This window comes from Streptomyces sp. G45 (assembly GCF_049542095.1).
In the GTDB taxonomy this organism is placed as follows: Bacteria; Actinomycetota; Actinomycetes; order Streptomycetales; family Streptomycetaceae; genus Streptomyces.
The window spans coordinates 6,501,410-6,525,715 of the sequence record NZ_JBMUZU010000001.1 but is presented as its reverse complement, the minus strand read 5'-3'; the positions used below and the strand labels follow the sequence as shown (position 1 = coordinate 6,525,715).

Here is a 24,306-nt window from a genome sequence, read left to right as displayed (position 1 = left end):
ATGATCCGGTTCGAGGACGTCTCGGTCCGGTACGAGGACGCGTCCGGGCCCACCCTGCGGGGCGTCGACCTGAGCGTGCCCGAGGGCGAGCTGGTGCTGCTCGTCGGGCCGTCCGGGGTCGGCAAGTCGACGCTGCTCGGCACCGTCAGCGGGCTGGTGCCGCACTTCACCGGCGGCACGCTGTCCGGCCGGGTGACCGTCGCGGGCCGCGACACCCGCACCCACAAGCCCCGCGAACTCGCCGACGTCGTCGGCACCGTGGGCCAGGACCCGCTCGCCCACTTCGTCACCGACACCGTCGAGGACGAGCTGGCGTACGGCATGGAGTCCCTCGGCCTCGCCCCCGGCGTGATGCGCCGCCGCGTCGAGGAGACCCTCGACCTGCTGGGCCTGGCCGAACTGCGCGACCGCCCCCTCACCACGCTCTCGGGCGGCCAGCAGCAGCGCGTGGCCATCGGCTCCGTCCTCACCCCGCACCCGCGCGTCCTGGTCCTCGACGAGCCGACCAGCGCCCTCGACCCGGGCGCGGCCGAGGAGGTCCTCGCCATGCTCCAGCGCCTGGTGCACGACCTCGGCACGACCGTCCTCATGGCCGAGCACCGCCTGGAGCGGGTGGTGCAGTACGCCGACCAGGTCCTGCTCCTGCCCGGCCCCGGCGAGGCGCCGGTGCTGGGCGACCCGGCCGAGGTGATGGCGGTGTCGCCGGTGTACCCGCCGGTGGTGGAGCTGGGGCGGCTGGCGGGGGCGGAACCGGTCCCGCTGACCGTGCGGGACGCGCGGCGCCGGACCGGGGGGCTGCGGGAACGGCTGGCGGCGCTTCAACCGCCCCCGCCGGAACCGGCCGCGGACGGTGCCCCCGGTCCTGGTGGCCGCCGGTCGCGGCCTTCGGCCTGGCTCGCCCGCACACGCCGCACGGGCCCAGAGTCCCCTGCCAGGGCCGTCGCCGACGTCGCGCGGCTCGCCGTGCGGCGCGGGCGGGTCGAGGCCCTGCGGCGGGTGGACCTGACCGTGTCCCGCGGCGAGACCGTCGCGCTGATGGGGCGCAACGGCGCGGGCAAGTCCACGCTGCTCTCCGCCCTGGTCGGGCTGCTGCCGCCGACCGCGGGCAGCGTCCGGGTCGGGGGCGCGACCCCGCACCGCACCCAGCCGCGCGAGCTGATCCGGCGCGTGGGTCTCGTACCGCAGGAGCCGCGCGATCTGCTGTACGCGGACACGGTGGCCGCCGAGTGCCGGGCCGCCGACCAGGACGCGGACGCGGCGCCGGGCACCTGCCGGGACCTGGTCGCCGAGCTGCTGCCGGGCATCGCGGACGGCACCCATCCGCGCGACCTGTCCGAGGGGCAGCGGCTCGCGCTGGCCCTGGCGATCGTCCTGACGGCGCGGCCCCCGCTGCTGCTCCTCGACGAGCCGACGCGGGGCCTGGACTACGCGGCCAAGGCGCGCCTCGTCGCGGTCCTGCGCTCGCTGGCCGCCGAGGGCCACGCCATCGTGCTCGCCACGCACGACGTGGAGCTGGCGGCGGAACTCGCCCACCGCGTGGTGATCCTCGCCGACGGCGAGGTGGTCGCCGACGGCCCGACCACGGAGGTGGTGGTCGCGTCCCCGGCCTTCGCCCCGCAGGTCACCAAGGTCCTGGCCCCGCAGCAGTGGCTCACGGTGACGCAGGTGCGGAACGCGCTGGAGGCCGACGGTGACTAGCGGCGCCCGCGCCCAGCCGGACACGGCCCGCGACCGGACCCGGCAGGCGCGCCCCATCCGCCTGGGAAGGCGGTCCGTCGCGGCCCTCGCCCTGGTGAGCGCCGTAGGCGTGGTCGCCTTCGGCTGGCCCCTGTTCGCGGGGGCCGAGTCCGGCCTGAGCGCGCACGCGCGGGACGCCCCCTGGCTGTTCGCCGCGCTGCTGCCCCTGCTGCTCGGCGTCGTCCTCGCCACGATCGCGGACGGCGGGCTCGACGCCAAGGCCATCGCGATGATCGGGGTGCTGTCCGCGGCGGGGGCGGCGCTGCGGCCGCTCGGCGCGGGCACGGCGGGCATCGAGCCGATGTTCTTCCTGATGGTGCTGAGCGGGCGGGTCCTCGGGCCCGGCTTCGGGTTCGTGCTCGGCTCGGTGACGATGTTCGCCTCCGCGCTGCTCACGGGCGGCGTGGGCCCCTGGATGCCGTTCCAGATGCTGGCGATGGGGTGGGTGTGCATGGGCGCGGGGCTGCTGCCGGGCGCCCACACCCTGCGCGGGCGCGGCGAGCTGGCGCTGCTCGGGGCGTACGGGGCGGTGTCCTCCGTCTGCTACGGCACCGTGATGAACCTCCAGGGCTGGCCGTACATCGCGGGCCTGACGAGCGGGGTGTCGTTCGTGCCGGGCGACGCCGTCGGCGACAACCTGGCCCGGTTCGTCGCGTACTGCCTGGCCACGTCGCTCGGCTGGGACCTGCCGCGGGCCGTCCTCACCGTCGTCCTGAGTCTGGCGCTCGGCCCGTCGGTCCTCAAGGCGCTGCGCCGGGCCACGCGGCGGGCCGCGTTCGAGGCGCCCGTCACCTTCCGGCCGCCGGACCGGTGAGCGCGGGTGCGCGTTCCGTGATGTCCGAGGGGGGTTCCGGGTGAGGCGCCCCACAGGACTTTGGTCCTCTACGATCCGGCTTCGCAGATCCGCACCCCTGTCGCGTACACGCCAATCACCGTCCTGACCTGCGCGTTGAGAGCCAGATCACAGGAGGGACCTCCGGGCAGGGTGCGAGTGCCACTAGTAAGAGGGGTCATTGCGGCGGCGCGACAGCCCTGCTTCTCTGGACGAGTCGCACGGCGCCGACGTGCCCCCACGGGCCGCGGCGCCGCGGCGTTCCCCCGCGGTCCGCATGACCGCGGCGCGCCCCGCGACCGTCCTGTCCCCCACCGGAAGGTCCTCTGTGTCCGTCTCGCTCATCCGCCGCATCGCCACTCCGAAGAAGGCCCTCGTCGGCGGTCTCGCCGCCGCTGCCGCCACCGGCATGGTCTTCGCCGCGGCCCCCGCCCAGGCCGCCCCGGCGGCGGACTCGGCCAAGGCCACCGCGCAGAAGATCATCGGCGATGCCGCCCAGTTCCAGTGCTTCGACCGCATCGTGGCCCACGAGAGCGGCTGGAACCCGACCGCCACCAACTCCTCCTCCGGCGCGTACGGCCTGGTCCAGGCCCTGCCCGGCTCGAAGATGGCCTCCGCGGGCGCCGACTGGAAGACCAACCCCGAGACGCAGATCAAGTGGGGTCACCAGTACATGAACGAGCGCTACGGCAGCCCGTGCGCGGCGTGGAGCCACTGGCAGGCCAACGGCTGGTACTGACCCTGGCCCCTGGGCCCTGAGCAGACCCACCGGCGGTCACCCCCTGGCGGGGTGGCCGCCTTTCGGCGCTCCGCGCCTCGTCCTCAAACGCCGGACGGGCTGGATCTGTCGCTTGCTCGCCGTCGTCGGCTCTCCGTGATCCGCCGCTTCGCGGCGGATGTCCCCGCCCGCCCGCCCCTTTTGGGGGCGGGCGGGCGGGGAATAAGCCCGTCCGGCGTTTGAGGACGAGGCCGGAGGCCGATCAGTGGGGGTGCCAGGGGCGGAGCCCCATGGTTTCGGGGAAGGGGCGGGATTGGGGGCCACCCGGCAGGGCACTACAGCCGCTGCAAGATCGTAGCCGTGGCCACCGCCCCACCCGCGCACATCGTCACCAGCGCGAACTCCTTGTCCGCCCGCTCAAGCTCATGCAGCGCCGTCGCGAGAAGGCGCGCCCCGGTCGCCCCCACCGGATGCCCGAGCGCGATCGCACCCCCGTTGACGTTGACCTTGGACAGGTCCTGCTCGAAGACCCGCGTCCAGCTCAGCACGACGGCGGCGAACGCCTCGTTGACCTCCACGACGTCGATGTCCTTCAGGGACATCCCGGCCCGCCCGAGCACGGCCCGCGTCGCGTCGATCGGCCCGTCGAGGTGGAGGCGCGGATCGGCCCCGACGAGCGCCTGCGCGACGACCCGCGCGCGCGGCCGCAGCCGCAGCGCCCGCGCCATCCGCTTGGAGGTCCACAGCAGGGCCGCGGCCCCGTCGGAGATCTGGGAGGAGTTCCCGGCGGTGTGCACGGCGGTCGGCATGACGGGCTTGAGCCCGGCGAGGGCCTCCATGGACGTGTCCCGCAGCCCCTCGTCGCGGTCCACGAGCCGCCACATGCCCTGCCCGGCGGCCTGCTCCGCCTCGGTGGTCGGCACCTGGACGGCGAAGGTCTCGCGCTTGAAGCGCTCCTCGGCCCACGCGGCGGCGGCCCGCTCCTGGGAGATCAGGCCGAGGGCGTCCACGTTCTCCCGGGTGAGCCCGCGCTTGCGCGCGATCCGCTCGGCCGCCTCGAACTGGTTCGGCAGGTCCACGTTCCACTCGTCCGGGAAGGGCCTGCCGGGGCCGTGCTTGGAGCCGGACCCGAGCGGCACCCGGGACATCGACTCGACGCCGCAGCTGATGCCGACGTCGATGACGCCCGCCGCGACCATGTTGGCCACCATGTGGCTCGCCTGCTGGGAGGAGCCGCACTGGCAGTCGACGGTCGTCGCCGCCGTCTCGTACGGCAGGCCCATGGCGAGCCACGCCGTGCGCGCCGGGTTCATGGACTGCTCGCCCGCGTGCGTGACCGTGCCGCCGACGATCTGCTCCACGCAGTCGGCGTGGATGCCGGTCCTGCCGAGCAGCTCGCGGTAGGTCTCGCCGAGCAGATAGGCGGGATGGAGGGTGGCGAGGGCACCCCCGCGCCTGCCGATGGGGGTGCGCACGGCTTCGACGATGACGGGTTCGGCGGCCATGAACTCATCCTCTCCCTCCGCGGGACCAGCCCCGGGACCAGGCCATGGAACTAGTACGCGTTCTAGTTATCCCAGCAGTCTGCTGAACGCGCCCCCGGCCCCGCAAGGGTCGTGCAGGGACCGCGCCCGCGCGCGGGCGCAATCAACTCCGTTGCGCCCCTTGCTCCTTGTAGAACCCGTTACTACCTTTCCAGCCAAGCGCACTTCTGATGAACCGTCAGAACAGCCGAGCGAACGCCTGGAGTCGCGATGCCCTGTCCCGCGCTGCCCGACGGGTTCGACTTCACCGACCCCGACCTGCTCCAAGCCCGCGTGCCCCACCCGGAGTTCGCGCGCCTGCGGCGGACGGAGCCGGTGCGCTGGGTGGCGCAGCCGCCCGGGATCTCCGGCTACCAGGACGCCGGGTACTGGGCCGTCACCCGGCACGAGGACGTCCGGTACGTCTCCACGCACCCGGAGCTGTTCTCCTCGAACCTCAACACCGCGATCATCCGCTTCAACGAGTCGATCAGCCGCGACCAGATCGAGGTCCAGAAGCTGATCATGCTCAACATGGACCCGCCCGAGCACACCCGCGTCCGGCAGATCGTGCAGCGCGGCTTCACCCCCCGCGCCATCCGCTCCCTGGAGGGCGCCCTGCGCACGCGCGCCCACGGGATCGTCCGCACCGCCCTGGAGAACGCCCGGCCCGACGGCGGCTTCGACTTCGTCACCGACGTCGCCGTCGAGCTGCCCCTCCAGGCCATCGCCGAACTCATCGGCGTACCCCAGGAGGACCGCGCCAAGATCTTCGACTGGTCCAACAAGATGGCGGCGTACGACGATCCGGAGTACGCGATCACCGAGGAGGTCGGCGCCGAGGCGGCCATGGAGATCGTGTCGTACGCGATGAACCTCGCCGCGGCCCGCAAGCGGTGCCCCGCCAAGGACATCGTCAGCAGGCTGGTCGCGGCGGAGGACGAGGGGAACCTGTCGTCCGACGAGTTCGGGTTCTTCGTGATCCTGCTGGCGGTCGCGGGCAACGAGACCACCCGCAACGCCATCACCCACGGCATGCACGCCTTCCTCACCCACCCCGACCAGTGGGAGCTGTTCAAGCGCGAGCGGCCCGCGACGGCCGCCGAGGAGATCGTGCGCTGGGCCACGCCCGTGGTCGCCTTCCAGCGCACCGCCACCGAGGACACCGAACTCGGCGGGGCCCGCGTCCGGCGCGGCGACCGGGTCGGGATCTTCTACTCCTCTGCCAACCACGACCCGGAGGTCTTCGAGGACCCCGACGCGTTCGACATCACCCGCGACCCCAACCCCCACCTCGGCTTCGGCGGCGGCGGACCGCACTTCTGCCTCGGCAAGTCCCTCGCCGTCCTGGAGATCGACCTGATCTTCGGCGCCGTCGCCGACGCCATGCCGGACCTGCGCCTGACCGGCGACCCGCGCCGCCTGCGCTCGGCCTGGCTGAACGGAGTCAAGGAACTCCAGGTCAGCACCCGCTGACCCGCCGTCCGGGAGGCAGGGGCACCCCCTACGCCCCGCCCCTGCCTCCCCCACCCCCCCGCCGGGCCGCTTCGCACCTCTGCGGACGCGAATCCGCGCACCGCGCGACGGCCCCCCGAACTCCTCGCGCGCAGCCAACGGTTCCGTTGCGCCGGACGTCTCAGTGGGTGAACCTTGACTCTTTGGGACGTCGATCGGAAAAGGTGACCGTGCTCACTCCTGAGCTTGCTGTGGAACGACCCGGAAGCGCGGCAACGGGCTGGAAGAACGCCTTCCGGAGGTTCTCCGAGAGCCACCGGGTGCCCCTCCTGGCGACCGGTGCCGCTCTCCCCCTCTACCTCGCGTGGGCCGTGTTCCTGGCCACCGGAGGGGGCGACCTGGCAGCCCAGACCGCGTGGGCCGGATTCACCGAGCGCCACCCGGGAACGCCGTACAACTTCTCCTGGTACGGCGGTTTGCACACCGTGAACTACAGCTGGATCTCCCCGTATCTGATGGCCGTCTTCGGGGTGCGCACGGTGACGGCCGCCGCGGGGCTCGTCTCGACGTGGCTCGCGGGGATGCTGTGCGTCAGATCCGGGGTGAGCCGCCCGCTGTGGCCCGCGCTGCTCTCCATGGTCACCCTGTGGTGCAACGTCGTGTGCGGCCGCACCACCTTCGCCCTGGGCGTGGCGTTCGGCCTGGCGGCGTGCCTGGCGATCGTCGGCACCCGGCGGCCCTGGCTCGCGCTCGCGTTCTCGGCGCTCGCCACCCTGTCGAGCCCGGTCGCCGGGCTCTACCTCACGGTCGTCGGCGCCGCCTGCCTGCTGCGCCGCGACTGGGCGCGCGCCGCCGCCCTGATCGCGCCGCCGTTCGTGGTCGTCGGCCTGACCACCCTGTTCTTCCCCTTCGAGGGCCAGCACCCGATGGCGCCGGGGCGGATCTGGCCGCCGGTGTTCTGCTCGCTCGCCATCGTCGTCCTGGCGCCGCGCCGGTGGCACGCGGTGAAGCTGGGCGCGGCGGTGTACGCGGTGGGCGTCGGCCTCACCTTCCTGGTCGACTCGCCCATCGGCACGAACGTGGAGCGGCTGGCCCAGCTGGCCGCGCCCGTGGTCCTGCTCGCCGCGCTGCTCGCCCCCGGCCTGCACGTGGCGCGCCGGGTCGCGCTGGCCGCCGCCCTGGTGCTGTCCACGCACTGGGTGGTCGACAAGACCCTCGAAGACGTACGGCTCTACACCGAGGTGCCCGCCTGGGCCCGGCACACCGACGGGGTCGTCGCCGCCCTGGACCGCCTCGGCGCCGACCGCACCCGCGTGGAGGTGGTGCCCGCCCGCAACCACCGCGAGGCCAGCGTCCTCGCCCCGCACGTCAACATGGCGCGGGGCTGGAACCGCCAGGCGGACGTCGAGCGCGGCCGTCTCTTCTACGCCGGGCACCCCGGCGTGGACGTCCCCAGGAGCGCCTTCTCCCCGGCGGCGTACCGCGCCTGGCTCGACCGGTGGGCGGTCGGCTTCGTGGTGCTGCCCCGGGGCGCGCGGCCCGACGGCCCCGCGGAGGCCGAGGCGGCCCTCGTGCGCAAGGGCACCGACTGGCTGGAGCCGGTGTGGCAGGACCGCCACTGGCGGGTCCTCCGGGTGCGCGACGCGGTGCCGCTGGTGTCGGCCCCGGCGTCCGTGGTCCGCTCCGACGAGGCGGCGCTGGTCGTGCGGGCGCCCCGGCCGGGTTCGGTGCTCGTGCGCGTCGCCCACTCCCCGTGGCTGCGGGCACAGGGCGCCTGCCTGAAGGAGGCGGAGGACGGGTTCACCCGCCTGACGGTGAAGAAGCCGGGCGAGTACCGCATCACGTCGTCGTACGGACTGCCGCGCGGGAGCTGCTGACGGCCGCTGTGCCCGACGCGGAACTCTTGCTCAGGAGAAGGCGGCCCCGCCGGGCATCAGCTCGGCCGGGGTCGTCCGACGCCGCGCCCCGCCCGAGGGCCGCCCGCTACCGGGTGGCCCTCTCCGCTTCCGCCGGTGGGCCCGTGCGTTGCTTCAGCGCGGTGTCCGCGGCCAGGGACCGGGGGCCCGAGAACACGTACACCAGGCCGAAGCCCGCGCCCACCACGGCCGCGCCGCCCACCGCGTCGAGCACCCAGTGGTTGCCGGTCGCGATGATCGTCGCCACCGTGAGCAGCGGGTGCAGCAGGCCGAGGGCCTTCATCCACAGCTTCGGCGCCAGGATCGCGATGGTCAGGCCGCACCACAGCGACCAGCCGAAGTGCAGCGAGGGCATCGCCGCGTACTGGTTGGTGAGCTTGGTCAGCGTGCCGTAGTCGGGCTGGCTGAAGTCCTGCACCCCGTGGACCGTGTCGATGAAGCCCATCTCCGGCATCAGGCGCGGCGGAGCCAGCGGGTAGAGCCAGAACCCGACGAGCGCGAGCAGTGTCGCGAAGCCGAGCGCCGAGCGGGCCCAGCGGTAGTCGACGGGGCGGCGGACGTAGAGCACGGCGAGGATGGTCAGCGGCACCACGAAGTGGAACGACGTGTAGTAGAAGTTGAAGAACTCCTTCAGCCAGGAGACCTTCACCACCGCGTGGTTGATCCAGTGCTCCACGTCGATGCCGAGCGCCGACTCGATGGAGTGGATCTGCTCGCCGTGCCGCTCCGCCCGCTCCCGGCCGCCGGAGATGGTCCCGCCGGTCGCGGCGAGCCGGACCTGCTGGTAGGCGGCGTAGAAGACCCGGATCATGATGAGTTCCAGGACCAGGTTCGGGCGGCTGAGCACCCGGCGCCAGAACGGCAGCAGCGGCACCCGGCTCCAGCGGGCCGGGGCGGGCCTCGCGTAGTCGGTGGGGATGGGGCTCGCGAACTCGGGGGCCGTGCGGGACACGAACGGGATCAGGACCGCGGCGGCCAGCGCCATCAGCAGCAGCACGTTGTCCCGCACCACGAAGGCGTGGGCCATGTTCGGCACCAGCATCTTCGCCGGAAGCGTGATCGCGAGGACCACGCACACCGGCCACGCGTAGCGGTCACCGGCGCGCTTGCCGACCCGGCCCACCACCGCGAACAGCACCCACAGCAGCTGGTGCTGCCACGCCGTGGGCGACACCACGATCGCCGCGCAGCCGGTGATGGCGACGGCGAGCAGCAGCTGCCCGTCCCGCGCGTACCGCACGGCGCGGCGCAGGGCGAGCACCACCACGGCCGCGCTCAGGGTCACGAACAGCGCCACCTCCAGCGGGCCGGTCAGGCCGAAGCGGAGCAGCGCGCCGTGCAGCGACTGGTTGGCGTTGGCGTCCGGGTTGGCGCCCAGGCCCGTGCCCGCCAGGTGGTGCACCCAGTACATCCACGAGTCGTGCGGCATGGCCGCCCAGGCGACGGCGGTGGTCGCGGCGAACGTGGCGCCCAGGGCCGCGGTGGCCTTCCTGCGGCCCGTGAACCACAGCAGCGGCGCGAACAGCAGCACGGTGGGCTGGAGGGCCGCGGCGACGCCGATGAGGACGCCGCTGGCCCGCTCGCCGCGCACGGCGAAGCAGCCGAGCAGCACGAGCAGGACCGGGATGATGCTGGTCTGGCCCAGGTGCAGCGTGTTGCGCACCGGCAGCGACAGCATCAGCAGGCAGATCGCCACGGGCGCCGCGAGCAGCGAGGTGCGCCGCGACACGGGCTGCGGCAGGGCGCGGGCGGCCACCAGGCCGAGCACGGCGACCAGGCCGAGGGTGCCGAAGGTCCAGGCCCAGCCGAGCGCCTGCTCGGCGGCGCTGGCGAACGGCTTGAGGACGAGCCCGGCGAACGGCGTGCCGGTGAACTTGTCCGTGTCGTACAGCGAGCCCTTCACGTGCAGTACGCCGTTCGGGCCGATCCAGGTCTCCAGGTCCGTCAGGCGCTCGGCCCTGGGCGTGCGCAGGACGACGGCCGCCTGCCGCACCGCCAGGACGGCGGCGATCAGCCAGAGGGCGACACGGGCCGCTCCGATGCGGGCCCCCGAGGTCCCCGGCGCCCGCGCGCCGAAGGCGCTTCCCGGTCCCCTCTGCTCAACATTCGCCACGCCCTGTCGGCCCTCCCGCCCCATCCGTCACCCTTGATCAAACTGCCAGGAAGATCCTTGATCTCACCCAAAAGGCTCGCATACCCCTAAGCGAGACGCGCGGAGCCCTCATTTCACCTGGCAGCCACACCGCTTTCTACCGGCTTTTCGGCTCCGGTGCCCAACCGGAACGGGCGGTGCGCCGCGCCCCTCGACCACCTCCCCGTCGCCGCCACGGCACCTTCGCCCCGTCATTGGCGGGGCCGTCGGCACCCGGAGCCCGGGTTCCCCGAACCAGGCGCGACATAGATCACACACAAGTCGGCCCCGTGCGGCCGCGACACACCACTTTCGCCCTGGATACACCCGGTTTGCCTGCGGCGCGGCATGGGCCGGACACGGACCGTGATCATCCCTTGTGCACCTATGGTCGCGACCTGTCCCTGACGTCCACCGAAAGGCAGGCGAGCGAGCCCTTGCCGACCGCCGCACCCATCGCCCCCCGCAGCCAGGCGGCGCCCTCCCCCGCGGAGCCCGGCGCCACCGCCGACCCCACCGTCACCGACCCGGCGCTCGTCAGGCGCGCCGTGAAGGCGGCGGCGCTCGGCAACGCGATGGAGTGGTTCGACTTCGGCGTCTACAGCTACCTCGCCGTGACGCTCGGCAAGGTCTTCTTCCCCTCGGGCAACCCCACGGCGCAGCTCCTGTCCACCTTCGGCGCCTTCGCCGCGGCCTTCCTGATCCGTCCCGTCGGCGGGATGGTCTTCGGCCCGCTAGGCGACCGCGTGGGCCGCCAGAAGGTGCTCGCCCTCACCATGATCATGATGGCCGCGGGCACCCTCGCCATCGGCCTGATCCCGTCGTACGCCGCCATCGGCGTGTGGGCGCCGGTGCTGCTGCTCGTGGCGCGGCTCGTGCAGGGCTTCTCCACGGGCGGCGAGTACGCCGGTGCCGCCACGTTCATCGCCGAGTACGCGCCCGACAAGAAGCGCGGCTTCCTCGGCAGCTGGCTGGAGTTCGGCACCCTCGCCGGGTACATCGGCGGCGCGGGCCTCGTCACCCTGATGACGGCCCTCCTCAGCGCCGACGACCTGCAGTCCTGGGGCTGGCGGGTGCCGTTCCTCATCGCGGGTCCGATGGGTCTGATCGGCCTGTACCTGCGCATGCGCCTGGAGGAGACCCCGGCCTTCGCCGCCCAGCTGGAGCGCGCCCACGCCGACGAGCGGTCCCGCACCAAGGTCCGCCTGCGCGACCTCGTCGCCTCCCAGTGGCGCGCCCTGCTGCTGTGCGTGGGCCTGGTCCTCGTCTTCAACGTCACCGACTACATGCTGCTGTCGTACATGCCGACGTACCTCACCAAGGAGCTCGCGTACGACGAGACGCACGGGCTGCTCGTCGTGCTCGCGGTGATGGCGCTGATGATGTGCGCGCAGCCGTTCCTCGGCGCGCTCACCGACCGGGTCGGCCGCCGTCCCGTCATCGCGGCGGGCTGCGCGGGCTTCTTCCTGCTGTCGGTGCCCGCGCTGCTGCTGATCCGCGAGGGCTCGCTGTGGGCCATCGGCCTCGGCATGGGTGCGCTCGGGCTGCTCCTGGTGTGCTTCACCGCCTCGATGCCCGCGGCGCTGCCCGCCCTGTTCCCGACGCACGTGCGCTACGGCTCGCTGTCCATCGGCTTCAACGTCTCGGTGTCCGTCTTCGGCGGTACGACGCCGCTGGTGGTGACGGCGCTGATCGGGGCGACCGGGGACGTGATGATGCCCGCCTACTACATGATGGCCGCGGCGGTCGTGGGCGGCTTCGCGGTGTGGCGGATGGCGGAGTCGGCGGGGCGGGCGCTGCCGGGGTCCCCGGCGGCGGTCGAGGGGTGACCCGGGGGCGCCGGGCGGGGGTTCGTCCCCGGTCGCCTGATGGGCGCGAAGCATCCCGGGTTGCCCCGCGAATGTCCTGGTTCTGTCACGACGTGGTGTCGGAGCGGCCCGCGGCCGCCTTCCATGATTGTCCGCGTGCTAACAATTACGGGCGTCACGGGGGCGCTGGATGCCTCCCGTGAAAGAAGCAACGTCCTGACAGTTGGACCCGTGAGGGTCACAGGGGGAGAGGTATCAGCGCAGTGAACCGCACGCGCAGCACCGCCGCAGTCCTGGCCACGGCAGGGGCCATCACCGCCGCACAGCTCGGCCTGGCCGGGGCCGCTTCGGCGGCGTCGCCCTCGCCGCGGCCCTCCGCGCAGTCCGTCGCGCCGCAGAGCACGCCGAAGGCCGCGCCGCGCAGCACCGGCTGCCCGATCGACATCGTCTACACGTCCCGCTTCTACGTGAACAGCAACGGCTGGGTCACCAACGGCGGGCTGTACTTCGGCATCAAGAACAAGAGCAACAAGTCCTTCAAGAAGGTCTCCTTCACGGTCACCAACGTGAAGAACGTCCGCTTCGGCTCGGCGAAGGCCAAGGGCAAGGGCGACGGCGTCAAGATCACCCGCAAGACCTCCAAGACGGTCCGGGTCTACGACCCGTTCCTGGCGAAGAAGGCCAGCCTCGGGGTCAAGGTGAACTCGCGCCTGCTGAACACCCGCTCCTACAAGGTGAAGTTCGAGGTCCGCGGCCAGGGCTGGAACTGCGCCGTCAACCAGGGCACGTGGGGCGCCTGAGCCTAGGGCCCGGGCACCCCTGACGGCCACCGTTCCCGTCCGCCGCGCCGCGCGGACGGGAACGGTGGCCGTCGGCCGTTCCGATGACTTAGGCTGCACTCCTTAGCGAGGCTAACTAGGTACGCGAAGAGCGTCTCATCCGTTCAAGGAGCCGCATGAGCAGCCAGCCGCAGTGGACCGCCGTCGACGACTACTTCACCGGTCTCCTCGCCCCGGACGACGAGGCGCTCGCCGCCGCCCTGCGCGACAGCGCCGCCGCCGGGCTCCCCGCCATCAACGTCGCCCCGAACCAGGGCAAGCTGCTCCAGCTCCTGGCCCGGATCCAGGGCGCCCGCCGCGTCCTGGAGATCGGCACCCTCGGCGGCTACAGCACCATCTGGCTGGCCCGCGCGCTGCCCGCCGACGGCCGTCTGATCTCCCTGGAGTTCAAGCCCGAGCACGCCGAGGTCGCCCGCGCCAACCTGGCCCGCGCCGGGCTCGACAAGGTCGCCGAGGTCCGCACCGGCCCGGCCCTCGACTCGCTGGCCGCGCTGCACGCCGAGGGCACCGACCCCTTCGACCTGGTCTTCATCGACGCCGACAAGGTCAACAACGCCCGGTACGTCGAGTGGTCCCTGAAGCTCTCCCGCCCCGGCACCCTGATCGTCCTCGACAACGTCGGCCGCTCCGGGCAGGTCGTCGACGCCGCGTCCGACGACCCCGCCGTGCGCGGCACCCGCGAGGCCCTCGACCTCATCGCCCGCCACCCGAAGCTGGACGGCACGGCCGTGCAGACGGTGGGCACGAAGGGCTACGACGGGTTCGCGCTGGCGCGGGTGCTCGACTGACCGGGCACCGGCGTCCCGGCGGGCGCGACGTGGGCGGCGGGCGCGGCGGGCGCGCTCAACTCTCGTGGTAGAAGCCCACGTTGACGCTGCGCGGCCCCGACCTGTCCTGCACGATCACCTCGCCCGAGCCGCCGCGGGGCAGCGCCGCCGCCCCGCCGTACGCCAGGGGCAGCGCCGCCCCCGCGGTCACGAGCCGCACCTCGGAGGCCGGGTCGGGCTGCGAGCCGCGCAGCCACGTCACCGTCCAGGCGCCGTCGGGGCCGCAGCGGAACTCCAGGTGCGCGCGGGAGACGAACAGCCAGTCCTGCGGCGCCACCAGCTTGCAGACGCCGCCGTCGCGGCCGACGCGCAGCACGGCGCCGGGCTCGCTGGGCGCCTCCGCCATCGTCATTCCCGCCGTCGCGCCCGCGTCGGCGCCGGAGAGTGCGGCCATGGTGAGTTCCAGCATCTGCGTACCCCCTGGATTCGGACACCCGGCCGCATCCTAAGCCCCGACCGGCGCGGGCGCCTCTGCGACGATGGACGTATGACCGAGCGCAAACCCCCCGGAGTCGACTTCGAGTCCTGGGTCGAGCGGCAGATCCGCGAGGCCGAGGAGCGCGGTGACTTCGCCGCGCTGCCGGGGCGCGGCAGGCCGCTGCCCGACGACGACCGCGCTCCGTACGACGAACTGTGGTGGGTGAAGCGGAAGCTGACCCGCGAGGGCGTGTCCGTCCCCTCCCTCACGTCCCCCACGCTCGCCCTGCGCAAGGAGGCCGAGGACGTCCTCGCCGCGGCCCCCGACGCCCCCAGTGAGCGCGCCGCCCGCGACCTCGTCACCGCCCTCAACGACAAGATGCGCGAGGCCCTGCGCCGCCCGCCGCCCGGCCCTCCGCTCGGCCTGACGCCGTACGACGTGGAGGAGGTGGCCCGCGCCTGGCGGGAACGGCACGGTGGCTGACGGCCGCGCCGCGCGGTGCGCGAGGATGGCCCCATGAGCATCGTGAAGATCAACGTCCTGACCGTCCCGGCGGAGCAGCGGGAGACCCTGGAGCAGCGGTTCGCTTCCCGCGCGGGTGCCGTGGAGAGCTCCGACGGCTTCGAGTGGTTCGAGCTGCTGCGCCCCGTCGAGGGCACCGACCAGTACCTGGTGTACACGCGCTGGCGCGACGAGGCCGCCTTCCAGGCGTGGATGGAGGGCCCCATGAAGACCGCCCACCAGGGCGGCGGGGACCGCCCCAAGCCCGCCGCGTCCGGCTCCACGGTCTGGTCCTTCGAGGTCATCCAGCAGGCGGCCCCCAAGAAGGCGTAACTCTCGTAGCGCTGACACTAACGCGGGGGTCTTCACCCGCGAGGCATGCCCATACGGCATCCGGGGCGCCGATCAATGAACTTTCGGCGCCCCCTCCACGGCTTTGCCTCCTACTCCCCTGGGCCCCGGCAGCGGCGAGCCTCACGCTGAAGCAGAATTACCTTCCAGGCCGACCTACTGTTCAAGGTAGTCGGTGAGGGCGAAACGCCCAGGCGCGGAAAACAGCAGCGTTCAGAACGGAAGAGCGGGTGCCGCCGTACCTCGCTTGATAGCCGTGACTTGCTCGTGAAAGTCCCGCGTCGCGGCCTCGCGCGGGTACCGGGACCTTAGTTCCTTGTCCAACTCGTCAGCGACGAGAAGCAGGGATGGCAGCGACTTGCGGTTGGCTTCGAGTGCCGCGGCCCCCATTTCGACGGCTTCCTCGATTTCTCCCGTGCGAGCGGCGGCGACTCCGAGTGTGAGGCGGGCTTCTGCTGCGCGCATGGGTGAGATCTCGGTGCCGTCGGGGCCCGTACTGATCCGGATGACTGCCCGGGCGTGGGTGGCGGCGCGTTCGTCGTCGCCGAGTAGGCGGTAGGCGTCCATCTCGTAGAAGTCCCACTTGTCCGGGTCGATGATGAAGTGGTGTTCGGGGTGGTCCGGGTCGGGAAGGCGTTCCAGGCGGGCGCGTCCGGCGTCCAGGGAGTCGCGGACCAGGCGGGCGTCTCCCGTGCGGGCTGCGGCGCGGGCCTTGTGGGCGTACAACTGGACGCCCACGGAATGGGTCTGGTCAGCGGCGTGCCCGGCCTCGACTGCGGTGAGCATGTCGTCCCAGCGGCATTGGGTGAGAGCGAACCAGGCCTCGATCTCCCATGCCCATGCCTTGATCTCGCCATGTCCGGCCTCGTCGCCGATCCGGAGCGCTGCGGCCTTGCTGAGGTTGGCGGCCTCGCGCTGGCCCCGGTCGTACTGGACACACGCGTTCAGGAGGAACAGCCATCCGGCGTCGACGAGGAGTTTCCGGTGCTGGCGCAGGGTCATGCGGCGCTCAAGCTGCTGGGTGACGTACTGCAAGCCGTTTCGGGTGCGTTCGTGCAGATAGTCGGCGTCGGCGTGAGGGTAGGCGCGGGCCAACTGGTCGATGCCTTGCTCGATCGACTCCAGGGCGGCGTCGTTGATGTGGGACATTTCCGTCCGTCGTAGCAACTCGGCGACGTCCCACAGGCCCGCTCCGCCCTGTGCGAGGAGCGTGCTCGGATCATCCGCCTGGGACGTATCCGGCGATCGTTCCCACTCCCACGGGCGTGGGGCGAGGCCTGCCAGATGCCCGGGGATGCGTAGTCCATCCACCACTTCGAGGATCTTGAAGTGCTGTGTGATCCGGGGGCGGACGCCCGTGCCGTCGGTCTCGGGGCGGGCCATCTTGCCGATGTGCTCACGCTTGTACCCGACGGCCTCGGCGATCTTGGCATAGCTGATGCCGCCGTGGATCTTCGCGAGTCTGAAGACCTCGCCGAAGTCGTGGTGGGCGATGGCGGCGCGTACGTCGGCGCGCTCCAGAACGTGCGGCGGTAGAGCTGCTGGTGTTGGAGCGACTCCTGCCATCGCACTTCCCCACCGTGAAAGACCTGACGTTGTCGTGTGCCCGTTTCGCGAGTGTACCCACGAGGGGGGTCCCCAAGAGGGGGAGCGACAGACGGTGCGGTGAGTGCACTCTCAGCGCACCCTGTCGGGATCGTCCCGGGAGGTATGGCCGGGGACGGTGGCTGTGTCATGGATGCGAGGAGAGCCCGTAAGCACGATCATTCTGGGCACGAGGTGGGGACGAGCAGTCCGCAGCAAGCGGAAGAGCTGGGGAGTGCCGGGCACTTTCGAGCGCTGACGCTCTTCGCCGAGGCTCCGGACACCGTCCGTGCGGCTCGGGACACGGTACGGGCGTGGCTTGAGACCTGGGGCCTCGTCGACTTGTGCGATGACGTCCGCCTCGTGGTCTCCGAGCTTGTCAGCAACGTCGTGCAGCACGCTGTGCCGGACAGTTGCCTGACCCTTCCCGGTGCCAGTCGGCGCGTAGAGGTGACCGTGACCACATGGCCTGGCCTCCTGTGCATCGGCGTGGGCGATGAGGACTCGACTCCGCCGGACTTGCCAGTCGGCGAGTGCGTTTCGCCCGCTCTGGCGGGTGACCTTCCGGAAGCGCTGTTACCGGACCAGGGGCGTGGGCTGTTGATCACTCAGCGGCTCGCCGACTCGGTGTGGTGGTCGCCGAAGGAGCCGGGCGGCAAGACGGTATGGGCCCGCTTCGACATCGACAACACGACGTAGAAACGTGCGGCTCGCTGGTGCCTACGCGCTCTGCCACGTGCTGAGGAGGAACAGTCGGATTGCGGTCGATTCCCCGCCCGACTCCGGCCGCAAGGGGTGTGGCTCCTGTGGATGTCTCCGGAGGTTTCCTCCTGCCTGAGGGGCCCCGCTTCACAACCTCATACCGAGACGAGGCCGTCCAGCAGGCGGCCCCCAAGGGGGCGTGACCCCTGGCGGGAGCCCACGCGCCCGCCGCTACCGGGGCGGGTTCCTCCCGCCCACCCACCGATTACCCGGCAGCGCGGGGCAGGCCGTGACGCGGAGCGCTGCGGGTGGGTGGGCGGGTGGAAGCATCTGCCGTGACGGCGGCCGCCAGCCAAACCAACCACCTGCGGCGCTCCGCGCCACCGGCCCCGACCCGCGAGGCAGTCCCGGATCGGCGGGCGGTAAACCACGCCGCGGCAGCGGCGGGTACACCGACCAACCACGCGCGGCGCTCCGCGCCACCGGTCCCCGCTCGCGAGGCAGTCCCGGGAGGGCGGGTGGGGAACCACGCCGCGATAGCGGCGGGCACACGAACGAACCACCCGCGGCGCTCCGCGTCGCCGTTCCGCACCCGAGAGGCAGTCACGGGTGGGTGGGCGGGGGCGGGCTGCCGCGGCGCTCCGCGCCCCCCGTTGCCCCCCGGGAGGGGTCACTGGCGGAGGGGGCGTTCCGTGTGGGAGCCGCAGAGGTCCGTGCTGAGTTCGGCCACCAGGTGGTCGAGGTCCGTGGGGCGGCCGGGGCGCCACCAGTCGCCGAGGAGTTCCGCGAGGGACTCCTCCCGGGCCCTGGCCAGGTCCGCGGCGACCAGCCGCCCGGTGTCGGAGAGGCGCAGGCCAAGGCCCTCGCGGACGGCGAGGTGCCGCTCCTCCAGCTGGCACGCCGCCCGCGTGAGCACCGTCAGCGGCACCGCCCCGCGCTCGGCGAGCGTCGCGGGCTCCACGTGCCCGTGGCGGGCGACGCGCAGCAGCAGCCAGCTGGCGGCGGGCAGCAGGTCGTACCCGGCGCGGCGGGTGATGTCGGTGTACACCGCGCGCCGCCCCTCCCGCGTCCCGAGGACGGACAGGGCCCGCGCCACCTCGTCGTACGAGGACCGCTCGACGGGGTTGCTGGCGAGGGTCTGGGTGGGGTCGGGCGCGGTGACGGCGCCGCGCAGCGGGTCCTCGCGCAGGAACCAGGCGAGGACGAACGCGACGACGGCGACCGGGGCCGCGTACAGGAAGACGTCGGTGATCGAGGAGGCGTACGCGTCCAGGACGGCGGGCCGCTCCCCGGGCGGCAGCGCCGCCACGCCGCGCGGGTCGGCCTTGAGGGAGTCGACGGTGACCCCGGGCGGCAGCTCCTGCCCCCGCAGAGCGGCGGTCAGCTTGTCGCCGAGCCGCGAGGCGAAGACCGTACCGAAGATCGCCACGCCGAACGAGGCGCCGATGGACCGGAAGAAGGTCGCGCCGGACGTGGCGACGCCCAGGTCCTCGTACGGGACGGCGTTCTGCACGATGAGGACGAGGACCTGCATGACGAGGCCGAGCCCGAAGCCGAAGACGAAGAAGAAGGCGCTCATCTCGGCGGTGGGGCTGTCCGGCGTCAGCTGGTGCAGGAGCAGCAGGCCGAGGGCGGTGACGCCGGTGCCCGCGACGGGGAACGCCTTCCAGCGGCCGGTGCGGCTGACGATCTGCCCGGAGGCGGTCGACGAGATCAGCATGCCGATGACCATGGGCAGCATGTGCACGCCGGACATGGTCGGCGAGACGCCCTGGACGACCTGGAGGAACGTCGGCAGGTAGGTCATGGCGCCGAACATCGCGAAGCCGACGACGAAGCTGATGACGGCGGTGAGGGTGAAGGTGCGGACGCGGAAGAGCTTCAGGGGGATGACGGGTTCGGCCGCCTCGCGCTCCACCGCCACGAAGCACACGGCGAGCGCGGCCCCCAGGACCGCGAGGCCGATGATCTGCGGCGAGCCCCAGGCCCAGGTGGTGCCGCCGAGCGAGGCGACGAGGACCAGGCAGGTGGCGACGGCGGCGATGAGGAAGGTGCCGAGGTAGTCGATGGTGTGCCGGGTGGCGCGGACCGGGAGGTGCAGCGCGGCGGCGATGACGGCGAGCGCGACCACGCCGACGGGCAGGTTGACGTAGAACACCCAGCGCCAGCTCAGGTGCTGGGTGAACAGGCCGCCGAGCAGCGGCCCGAGCACGCTGGTCGCGCCGAAGACCGCGCCGAACAGCCCCTGGTAGCGGCCGCGCTCGCGGGGCGACACGAGGTCCCCGACAATCGCCATGGACAGCACCATGAGCCCGCCGCCGCCCAGTCCCTGGAGCGCGCGGAACCCGATGAGCTGCGACATGTTCTGCGCGACGCCGCACAGCGCCGAGCCGATCAGGAAGATCACGATGGCGGTCTGGAAGAGCCGCTTGCGCCCGTACTGGTCGCCGAGCTTGCCCCACAGCGGGGTCGCGGCCGTGGCGGCCAGCATGTACGCGGTGACGACCCAGGACAGGTGCTCCATGCCGCCGAGGTCGCTGACGATGGTCGGCAGGGCGGTGGAGACGATGGTCTGGTCGAGCGCGGCAAGGAGCATGCCGAGGAGCAGCGCGCCGATGGGGACCAGGACGCCGCGCGGCGCGTGCTCCGGAGGCCCTGACCCGCGCCCCGGCCCGGCCGGGCGGGTGCTCACGTCGTGCGTCATGGACACCTCCTGCGGGTGCTCTCCTCCTCCATCGTGCTCCATCGTGGTCCGAGTCACCCGTTATGGCCTGTTGAGTCGAGCGGCTGCATACTCCTGGGGAGCCCCGCGGGCCGTAGGAGCCCACGCGGGCCGGTGCGGGAGGGGAGCAGCCAGTGGACCGAGGAAACCCGGGAGAGCCGGGTCACTTAGGCAACGGGGAAGTGGGCGGGCCGGTAGGCAACGGGGAAGGAGGCGGCCCGGGCGAGCACGGCCAGCCCGCCGGGCAGAGTCGGCCCCCTCATGGGCAACGTGAGCGCGGCAGGCACCGCAGGCACGGCGGCGGGCACGGGCAGCACGGGCCGCCCGGACCTCCCGGCCCCCCTGGGAGCCCGCCCTGGAGCCCGACTGGAGGGCCGCCGCCCGGAGACCCCGAGCAGACCCGCCGCACGTGTCCGAGCTGCGGCAGGGGGCGGGCGCCCGGCGGGACCCCCGTGTGCGGCTGCGCGGGCGCGGCGGCGCGGGCGGCGCTGGAGGCGCGGTCGGCCCAGGCGGCGGCCGCGGAGGACTTCGACCCGCTGCGGATCCGCCCGTACGTGACGCTGCCAGAGCCCGAGGTTCCGCTTCCGGCGCTCACCTCGGCGCCGCCGCCTCCGCGGCCCGGAGCGCCCAGGGCCCCGGTGCCGCCCCCACCGGCGGTCGCGGGGGACCGGCGGTCGGCGCGGCGGGGCCGGGCGGGGCTGCTGGCCGGGGCGGGCGTGGTGGTGGCGTCGGCGGCGGTGTTCGCCGGGGGGATGTTCACCGGGGGCGCCAGGGGCGGCGAGGAGGACCGGGCGCTGCCGGACACGACGTCCAGCGCGCCGGACCCCGACCCCGAGCCGGAGCGCCGTAAGGAGCGGCAGGACCGGCCCGCGCGGGAGGCGCGGCAGTCGGCCCGGTCGGCGCAGCCCGTGCCGGGCCCGTCCCGGACGCCCGCGCCGTCGGCGTCCCCGCGGATCGGGCCGCGGAAGGCCCCGGCCAGGACCCCGGCCACGTCCCCGACCCGGACGACGGCCCGCATGACCGGCCGGGTGGTGCTGCCGTCCGCGCAGCGCCCTCCCGCCGAGCGGGCGCTGCGGGTGGGGGACACGGGCGGCGCGGTGCGCGAACTCCAGTACCGCCTGGCCCAGTTGGTGCTGTACGTGGGTCCGGTGGACGGCTGCTACTCCCCCGCCGTCGCCGACGCGGTGGCGCGCTATCAGTGGGCACGGGGCGTCACCGGGGACGTGCCGGGCACGTACGGGAAGGCGACGCGCCGCGCCCTGGAGGCGGAGACGGGCGGGCCCTGAGGGGCGCCGGGCCCGCCCCGGCCGAAGGTGGGCCCGGCCTCAGCCGAAGGTGAGGCGTATCGCGCCGTCGTCGGTGCCGCTGACGCGGACCCGCGTGAGGTCGTCCACCCACACCGTGGGCTCGTAGGCGCCCGCGCGCGGCCCGATGCCGACGACCCGCATCCCGGCGGCCTTCCCGGCGGCGATGCCCGCCCCGGAGTCCTCGAAGACGACGCAGTCGGCGGGGGCGAAGCCCAGCTCGGCGGCGCCCTTGAGGAAGCCCTCGGGGTCCGGCTTGCTGGCGCTGACGCTCTCGGCGGTCACCCGCACCGCGGGCAGCGGCAGTCCGGCGGCGGCCATGCGGGCCGTGGACAGGGGGACGTCGGCGGAGGTCACCAGCGCGTGCGGGAGCCCGGCGAGGGCGGCGAGGAACGCGGGGGCGCCGGGCACGGGGACGACGCCGTCCATGTCGGCGGTCTCCTCGGCGAGCATCGCGCGGTTGTCGGCGTGGTTCTCCGCCATGGGGCGGTCGGGCAGCAGCAGGGCCATGGAGGCGTGGCCCTGGCGGCCGTGCACGACCTTCATGACCTCGTCGGGGTCGAGGCCGTGGGTGCCCGCCCAGCGGCGCCAGCAGCGCTCGACGACGGCGTCGGAGTTGACGAGGGTGCCGTCCATGTCGAGGAGGAGGGCTCGGGCGGTCAGTTCGGTCACGGCCGTCATCGGCGCACTCCAAAGGGCAGACCCCGGCGCGGCGGCCCAGGAGGGGCGCGGCGCACGGGGCGCGGAACGGGCAGCGAAGCGATCAAGGCGGCCCCGCCCGCCGGTCAGGGAGTACGGGCGGGACCACTTTGTTTCTCCACGGTACAAAACAGGTCCCGGGCGCGGCAACAACGCAGGTCAGACCCCATGACAGGGGGCTACACACGCCCTGTCGGACCGGCCTGACAGGCGCAGGGCCGCCCCCGCCGCCGGGGCAGACGCGGGGCCGACCCCGCCGAGCCAACCGGGGCCGACGCGGGACTGACCCCGCCGGACCAGCCCGGCCGACGCCGGACCAGCCCGGCAGGCGTACGCACCGACCCCGGCGGCTCCCCGCCGGAGCGCGCGCCTAGGCCACCGCCTCGTACAGGCTCCACAGGCCGAGCCCCAGCATCAGCAGGGCCGCGATCTTCGTGATGAGCGCGAGCGGCACCCGCTTCATCAGGGCCTTGCCGCCGACGATCCCGAGCCCGGCGACCGCCCACAGGGCGAGCACCGCGCCGAGGCCGACGGAGAGCGGGTCGTCGTACCGGGCGGCCAGGTTGGCCGTCATGATCTGTGTGAGGTCGCCGAACTCCGCGACCAGGATGAGCATGAAGCCCGCGCCGGAGACCCGCCAGAAGCTCTGGTCCCTGGGCGCCTTGACCTCGTCGTCGTCCTCGTCCTTCTTCATGAGCAGCATCGCGGCGCCGCCGAGGAACAGCACGCCGGTGATCGCCTGCACCAGGCGCTGCGGGGCGAGCGTCAGGACGCTGCCCGCCGCCACGGCGAGCACCACGTGCACGGCGAACGCGGCGGCCACGCCCGCGAAGACATAGCTGGCGCGGTAGCGCGTGCCGAGGACGAGCCCGGCGAGCGCGGTCTTGTCGGGCAGTTCGGCGAGGAAGACGACGCCGAAGACGAGCGCCGTCACACTAAGGCTGATCAAGGGTTCCTCAATCGGTCGGGCCGCCCCACCGAGAGCTTCGCACCCTTCGCGTACGACACCTCGGCACGGCAGCGCTCACGGACGCACACGGCTCGTGTACGTGGGCACTGCTTGCCGAAGGTCTCGCTGGCCGCCCACCGCGATGGGCCGCCTCCGGGCGCCGGCTCAGCCATCAACACAGCGCGCGAAGCGCTCCACCAGGGGTGGTGGTCGGGTGACGGGTGAGCAGTATGTCGACGGTCCGGCGAAGAGCTACTCCCCTTCTGCGCCGTCCATGGTACGCGACGGCGCCACCGCCCCGAACAGGGTCTTTGGTCCCCCTTCCACCCCCTCGCCCGGCCCGCCGCCGGACCGGCCCCGCGACCACCCCCGCCCACGCCCCCGGGTCCACCCGCCGGGCGCCCGCGTGAGCTGGATCACGTGCGGCCACCTCCCGCGCCCTGCCGATGGCCAACTCCCGCGCCCCGCCGATTAGGTGACATCTCGACAAACCCCTTGCCCCGTCCATTCGTTTGACGCGACCCTGTCACCGCTTGCACATCCGCTGGCAACCCCACGACGCCAGCATGGCCACGCCCGAGTGGTCACCATCCCCCCACTGCAAGGGAGTTCGCATGCCCGCTGTCTACGCGCGTCGCCGTCTCGCCGCCCTGGGCGCCCTCACCGCCCTGGCCTCCGGAGCGACCCTGCTCACCGGCTCCCCCGCCCAGGCCGCCCCGCCCACCCCCGTCAGCGCCGCCACCGCCCGCACCTACCTCGGCCAGCTCACCGTGCGCCCCGAGGGCTCCTCCGACGGCTACAGCCGCGACAAGTTCCCGCACTGGATCACCCAGTCCGGCGCCTGCAACACCCGCGAGGTCGTCCTCAAGCGGGACGGCACCAACGTCCAGCAGGACTCCAGCTGTGCCGCCGTCTCCGGCACCTGGAAGTCCGCGTACGACAACGCCACCTGGACCCAGGCCTCCGACCTCGACATCGACCACGTCGTGCCGCTCTCCGAGGCCTGGAAGTCCGGCGCCAGCTCCTGGACCACCTCCCGGCGCCAGAGCTTCGCCAACGACCTGAGCGAGCCGCAGCTCATCGCGGTCACCGACAACGTCAACCAGGCCAAGGGCGACAAGGACCCCGCCGAGTGGATGCCGCCGCTGGCCTCGTACCACTGCTTCTACGCGCGGATGTGGGTGGACGTGAAGCACTCCTACGGCCTGAGCGTCGACTCCGCCGAGAAGAGCAAGCTCACCTCGGTCCTGAACGGCTGCTGAACCGTTCCGCCCCAGCAGTGACGGACCG

The 24,306-nt window shown here is 73.0% G+C and carries 20 protein-coding genes; 13 read left to right on the top strand and 7 right to left on the bottom strand.

Going from position 1 to position 24,306, the window contains the following annotated elements:
• The 3 genes from ACOBQU_RS27510 to ACOBQU_RS27500 all read left to right on the top strand — a co-directional run bounded on the left by ACOBQU_RS27510 (nt 1) and on the right by ACOBQU_RS27500 (nt 3,308).
• Nucleotides 1-1,698, top strand: a complete 1,698-nt coding sequence (locus tag ACOBQU_RS27510; protein ID WP_423634749.1) for an ABC transporter ATP-binding protein — start codon at nt 1-3, stop codon at nt 1,696-1,698.
• Nucleotides 1,691-2,551: an ECF transporter S component gene (locus ACOBQU_RS27505; protein ID WP_423630522.1), complete on the top strand. Its 861-nt coding sequence runs from the start codon at nt 1,691-1,693 to the stop codon at nt 2,549-2,551. Before ACOBQU_RS27510 ends, ACOBQU_RS27505 begins: the two co-directional genes overlap by 8 nt.
• 295 nt (nt 2,552-2,846) lie before the next feature.
• Nucleotides 2,847-3,308: a transglycosylase SLT domain-containing protein gene (locus tag ACOBQU_RS27500; protein WP_423630520.1), complete on the top strand. Its 462-nt coding sequence runs from the start codon at nt 2,847-2,849 to the stop codon at nt 3,306-3,308.
• 314 nt (nt 3,309-3,622) lie between these two features.
• Here the strand turns inward: ACOBQU_RS27500 and ACOBQU_RS27495 are convergent, their stop codons facing one another.
• The gene (locus ACOBQU_RS27495) at nt 3,623-4,792 is read right to left on the bottom strand and encodes a steroid 3-ketoacyl-CoA thiolase (RefSeq protein ID WP_423630518.1); all 1,170 of its coding nucleotides are present in this window, start codon (nt 4,790-4,792) and stop codon (nt 3,623-3,625) included.
• A 249-nt stretch (nt 4,793-5,041) separates the two neighbouring features.
• On the opposite strand from ACOBQU_RS27495, the gene ACOBQU_RS27490 reads away from it, so the two are divergent.
• The gene (locus tag ACOBQU_RS27490) at nt 5,042-6,286 is read left to right on the top strand and encodes a cytochrome P450 (protein ID WP_423630516.1); all 1,245 of its coding nucleotides are present in this window, start codon (nt 5,042-5,044) and stop codon (nt 6,284-6,286) included.
• 299 nt (nt 6,287-6,585) lie between these two features.
• Complete coding sequence (locus ACOBQU_RS27485) at nt 6,586-8,142, top strand: hypothetical protein (protein WP_423630514.1); 1,557 nt, start codon at nt 6,586-6,588, stop codon at nt 8,140-8,142.
• Between the two features lie 106 nt (nt 8,143-8,248).
• Here the strand turns inward: ACOBQU_RS27485 and ACOBQU_RS27480 are convergent, their stop codons facing one another.
• A complete protein-coding gene (locus tag ACOBQU_RS27480; RefSeq protein WP_423630512.1) occupies nt 8,249-10,294 on the bottom strand; it encodes a bifunctional glycosyltransferase 87/phosphatase PAP2 family protein in 2,046 nt (681 codons plus the stop codon).
• Nucleotides 10,295-10,749: 455 nt separating this feature from the next.
• Here ACOBQU_RS27480 and proP point away from each other — a divergent pair, with 455 nt between their 5' ends.
• The 3 genes from proP (at nt 10,750) to ACOBQU_RS27465 (ending at nt 13,747) form a co-directional block, all read left to right on the top strand.
• The gene (gene proP, locus ACOBQU_RS27475; RefSeq protein WP_423630510.1) at nt 10,750-12,141 is read left to right on the top strand and encodes a glycine betaine/L-proline transporter ProP; all 1,392 of its coding nucleotides are present in this window, start codon (nt 10,750-10,752) and stop codon (nt 12,139-12,141) included.
• Nucleotides 12,142-12,383: 242 nt separating this feature from the next.
• Nucleotides 12,384-12,920: a hypothetical protein gene (locus tag ACOBQU_RS27470; protein WP_423630508.1), complete on the top strand. Its 537-nt coding sequence runs from the start codon at nt 12,384-12,386 to the stop codon at nt 12,918-12,920.
• Between the two features lie 155 nt (nt 12,921-13,075).
• A complete protein-coding gene (locus ACOBQU_RS27465) occupies nt 13,076-13,747 on the top strand; it encodes an O-methyltransferase (RefSeq protein WP_423630506.1) in 672 nt (223 codons plus the stop codon).
• Nucleotides 13,748-13,802: 55 nt separating this feature from the next.
• Here the strand turns inward: ACOBQU_RS27465 and ACOBQU_RS27460 are convergent, their stop codons facing one another.
• The gene (locus tag ACOBQU_RS27460) at nt 13,803-14,195 is read right to left on the bottom strand and encodes a hypothetical protein (protein WP_423630504.1); all 393 of its coding nucleotides are present in this window, start codon (nt 14,193-14,195) and stop codon (nt 13,803-13,805) included.
• Nucleotides 14,196-14,273: 78 nt separating this feature from the next.
• Between ACOBQU_RS27460 and ACOBQU_RS27455 the strand changes: the two genes are divergently transcribed.
• Nucleotides 14,274-14,687 (top strand): DUF1992 domain-containing protein, encoded by a 414-nt coding sequence (locus ACOBQU_RS27455; RefSeq protein ID WP_423630502.1) that lies wholly within the window; start codon nt 14,274-14,276, stop codon nt 14,685-14,687.
• A 33-nt stretch (nt 14,688-14,720) separates the two neighbouring features.
• Nucleotides 14,721-15,038 (top strand): antibiotic biosynthesis monooxygenase family protein, encoded by a 318-nt coding sequence (locus ACOBQU_RS27450; RefSeq protein WP_423630500.1) that lies wholly within the window; start codon nt 14,721-14,723, stop codon nt 15,036-15,038.
• Nucleotides 15,039-15,269: 231 nt separating this feature from the next.
• Here the strand turns inward: ACOBQU_RS27450 and ACOBQU_RS27445 are convergent, their stop codons facing one another.
• On the bottom strand, nt 15,270-16,622 hold the full coding sequence (locus ACOBQU_RS27445; RefSeq protein ID WP_423630498.1) for a tetratricopeptide repeat protein: 1,353 nt from the start codon (nt 16,620-16,622) through the stop codon (nt 15,270-15,272).
• A gap of 144 nt (nt 16,623-16,766) precedes the next feature.
• On the opposite strand from ACOBQU_RS27445, the gene ACOBQU_RS27440 reads away from it, so the two are divergent.
• On the top strand, nt 16,767-17,339 hold the full coding sequence (locus tag ACOBQU_RS27440) for an ATP-binding protein (RefSeq protein WP_423630496.1): 573 nt from the start codon (nt 16,767-16,769) through the stop codon (nt 17,337-17,339).
• Nucleotides 17,340-18,012: 673 nt separating this feature from the next.
• Here the strand turns inward: ACOBQU_RS27440 and ACOBQU_RS27435 are convergent.
• The gene (locus ACOBQU_RS27435; protein WP_423630494.1) at nt 18,013-20,046 is read right to left on the bottom strand and encodes a DHA2 family efflux MFS transporter permease subunit; all 2,034 of its coding nucleotides are present in this window, start codon (nt 20,044-20,046) and stop codon (nt 18,013-18,015) included.
• Nucleotides 20,047-20,516: 470 nt separating this feature from the next.
• Between ACOBQU_RS27435 and ACOBQU_RS27430 the strand changes: the two genes are divergently transcribed.
• On the top strand, nt 20,517-21,350 hold the full coding sequence (locus ACOBQU_RS27430; RefSeq protein WP_423630493.1) for a peptidoglycan-binding protein: 834 nt from the start codon (nt 20,517-20,519) through the stop codon (nt 21,348-21,350).
• A gap of 39 nt (nt 21,351-21,389) precedes the next feature.
• On the opposite strand, the gene ACOBQU_RS27425 is transcribed toward ACOBQU_RS27430, so the two are convergent.
• Both ACOBQU_RS27425 and ACOBQU_RS27420 read right to left on the bottom strand, forming a co-directional pair.
• Nucleotides 21,390-22,049 (bottom strand): HAD-IA family hydrolase, encoded by a 660-nt coding sequence (locus ACOBQU_RS27425; protein ID WP_423630491.1) that lies wholly within the window; start codon nt 22,047-22,049, stop codon nt 21,390-21,392.
• 388 nt (nt 22,050-22,437) lie between these two features.
• Nucleotides 22,438-23,016 carry a TMEM165/GDT1 family protein gene (locus ACOBQU_RS27420; RefSeq protein WP_423630489.1) on the bottom strand — a complete coding sequence of 193 codons (579 nt, stop codon included), beginning with the start codon at nt 23,014-23,016 and terminating at the stop codon, nt 22,438-22,440.
• 614 nt (nt 23,017-23,630) lie between these two features.
• Here ACOBQU_RS27420 and ACOBQU_RS27415 point away from each other — a divergent pair.
• Entirely contained in the window at nt 23,631-24,278 is a 648-nt protein-coding gene (locus tag ACOBQU_RS27415) for an HNH endonuclease family protein (RefSeq protein WP_423630487.1), read from the top strand.
• Nucleotides 24,279-24,306: the final 28 nt, after the last annotated feature.

What these genes read in the sequence shown, in the direction of transcription:
- ACOBQU_RS27510 (WP_423634749.1), top strand. Translation starts at nt 1, where the DNA reads ATGATCCGGTTCGAGGACGTCTCGGTCCGGTACGAGGACGCGTCCGGG.
- ACOBQU_RS27500 (WP_423630520.1), top strand. Translation starts at nt 2,847, where the DNA reads ATGACCGCGGCGCGCCCCGCGACCGTCCTGTCCCCCACCGGAAGGTCC.
- ACOBQU_RS27495 (WP_423630518.1), bottom strand. Translation starts at nt 4,792, where the DNA reads ATGGCCGCCGAACCCGTCATCGTCGAAGCCGTGCGCACCCCCATCGGC.
- ACOBQU_RS27490 (WP_423630516.1), top strand. Translation starts at nt 5,042, where the DNA reads ATGCCCTGTCCCGCGCTGCCCGACGGGTTCGACTTCACCGACCCCGAC.
- ACOBQU_RS27465 (WP_423630506.1), top strand. Translation starts at nt 13,076, where the DNA reads ATGAGCAGCCAGCCGCAGTGGACCGCCGTCGACGACTACTTCACCGGT.
- ACOBQU_RS27460 (WP_423630504.1), bottom strand. Translation starts at nt 14,195, where the DNA reads ATGCTGGAACTCACCATGGCCGCACTCTCCGGCGCCGACGCGGGCGCG.
- ACOBQU_RS27455 (WP_423630502.1), top strand. Translation starts at nt 14,274, where the DNA reads ATGACCGAGCGCAAACCCCCCGGAGTCGACTTCGAGTCCTGGGTCGAG.
- ACOBQU_RS27450 (WP_423630500.1), top strand. Translation starts at nt 14,721, where the DNA reads ATGAGCATCGTGAAGATCAACGTCCTGACCGTCCCGGCGGAGCAGCGG.
- ACOBQU_RS27445 (WP_423630498.1), bottom strand. Translation starts at nt 16,622, where the DNA reads ATGGCAGGAGTCGCTCCAACACCAGCAGCTCTACCGCCGCACGTTCTG.
- ACOBQU_RS27440 (WP_423630496.1), top strand. Translation starts at nt 16,767, where the DNA reads ATGGCCGGGGACGGTGGCTGTGTCATGGATGCGAGGAGAGCCCGTAAG.
- ACOBQU_RS27435 (WP_423630494.1), bottom strand. Translation starts at nt 20,046, where the DNA reads ATGACGCACGACGTGAGCACCCGCCCGGCCGGGCCGGGGCGCGGGTCA.
- ACOBQU_RS27425 (WP_423630491.1), bottom strand. Translation starts at nt 22,049, where the DNA reads ATGACGGCCGTGACCGAACTGACCGCCCGAGCCCTCCTCCTCGACATG.
- ACOBQU_RS27415 (WP_423630487.1), top strand. Translation starts at nt 23,631, where the DNA reads ATGCCCGCTGTCTACGCGCGTCGCCGTCTCGCCGCCCTGGGCGCCCTC.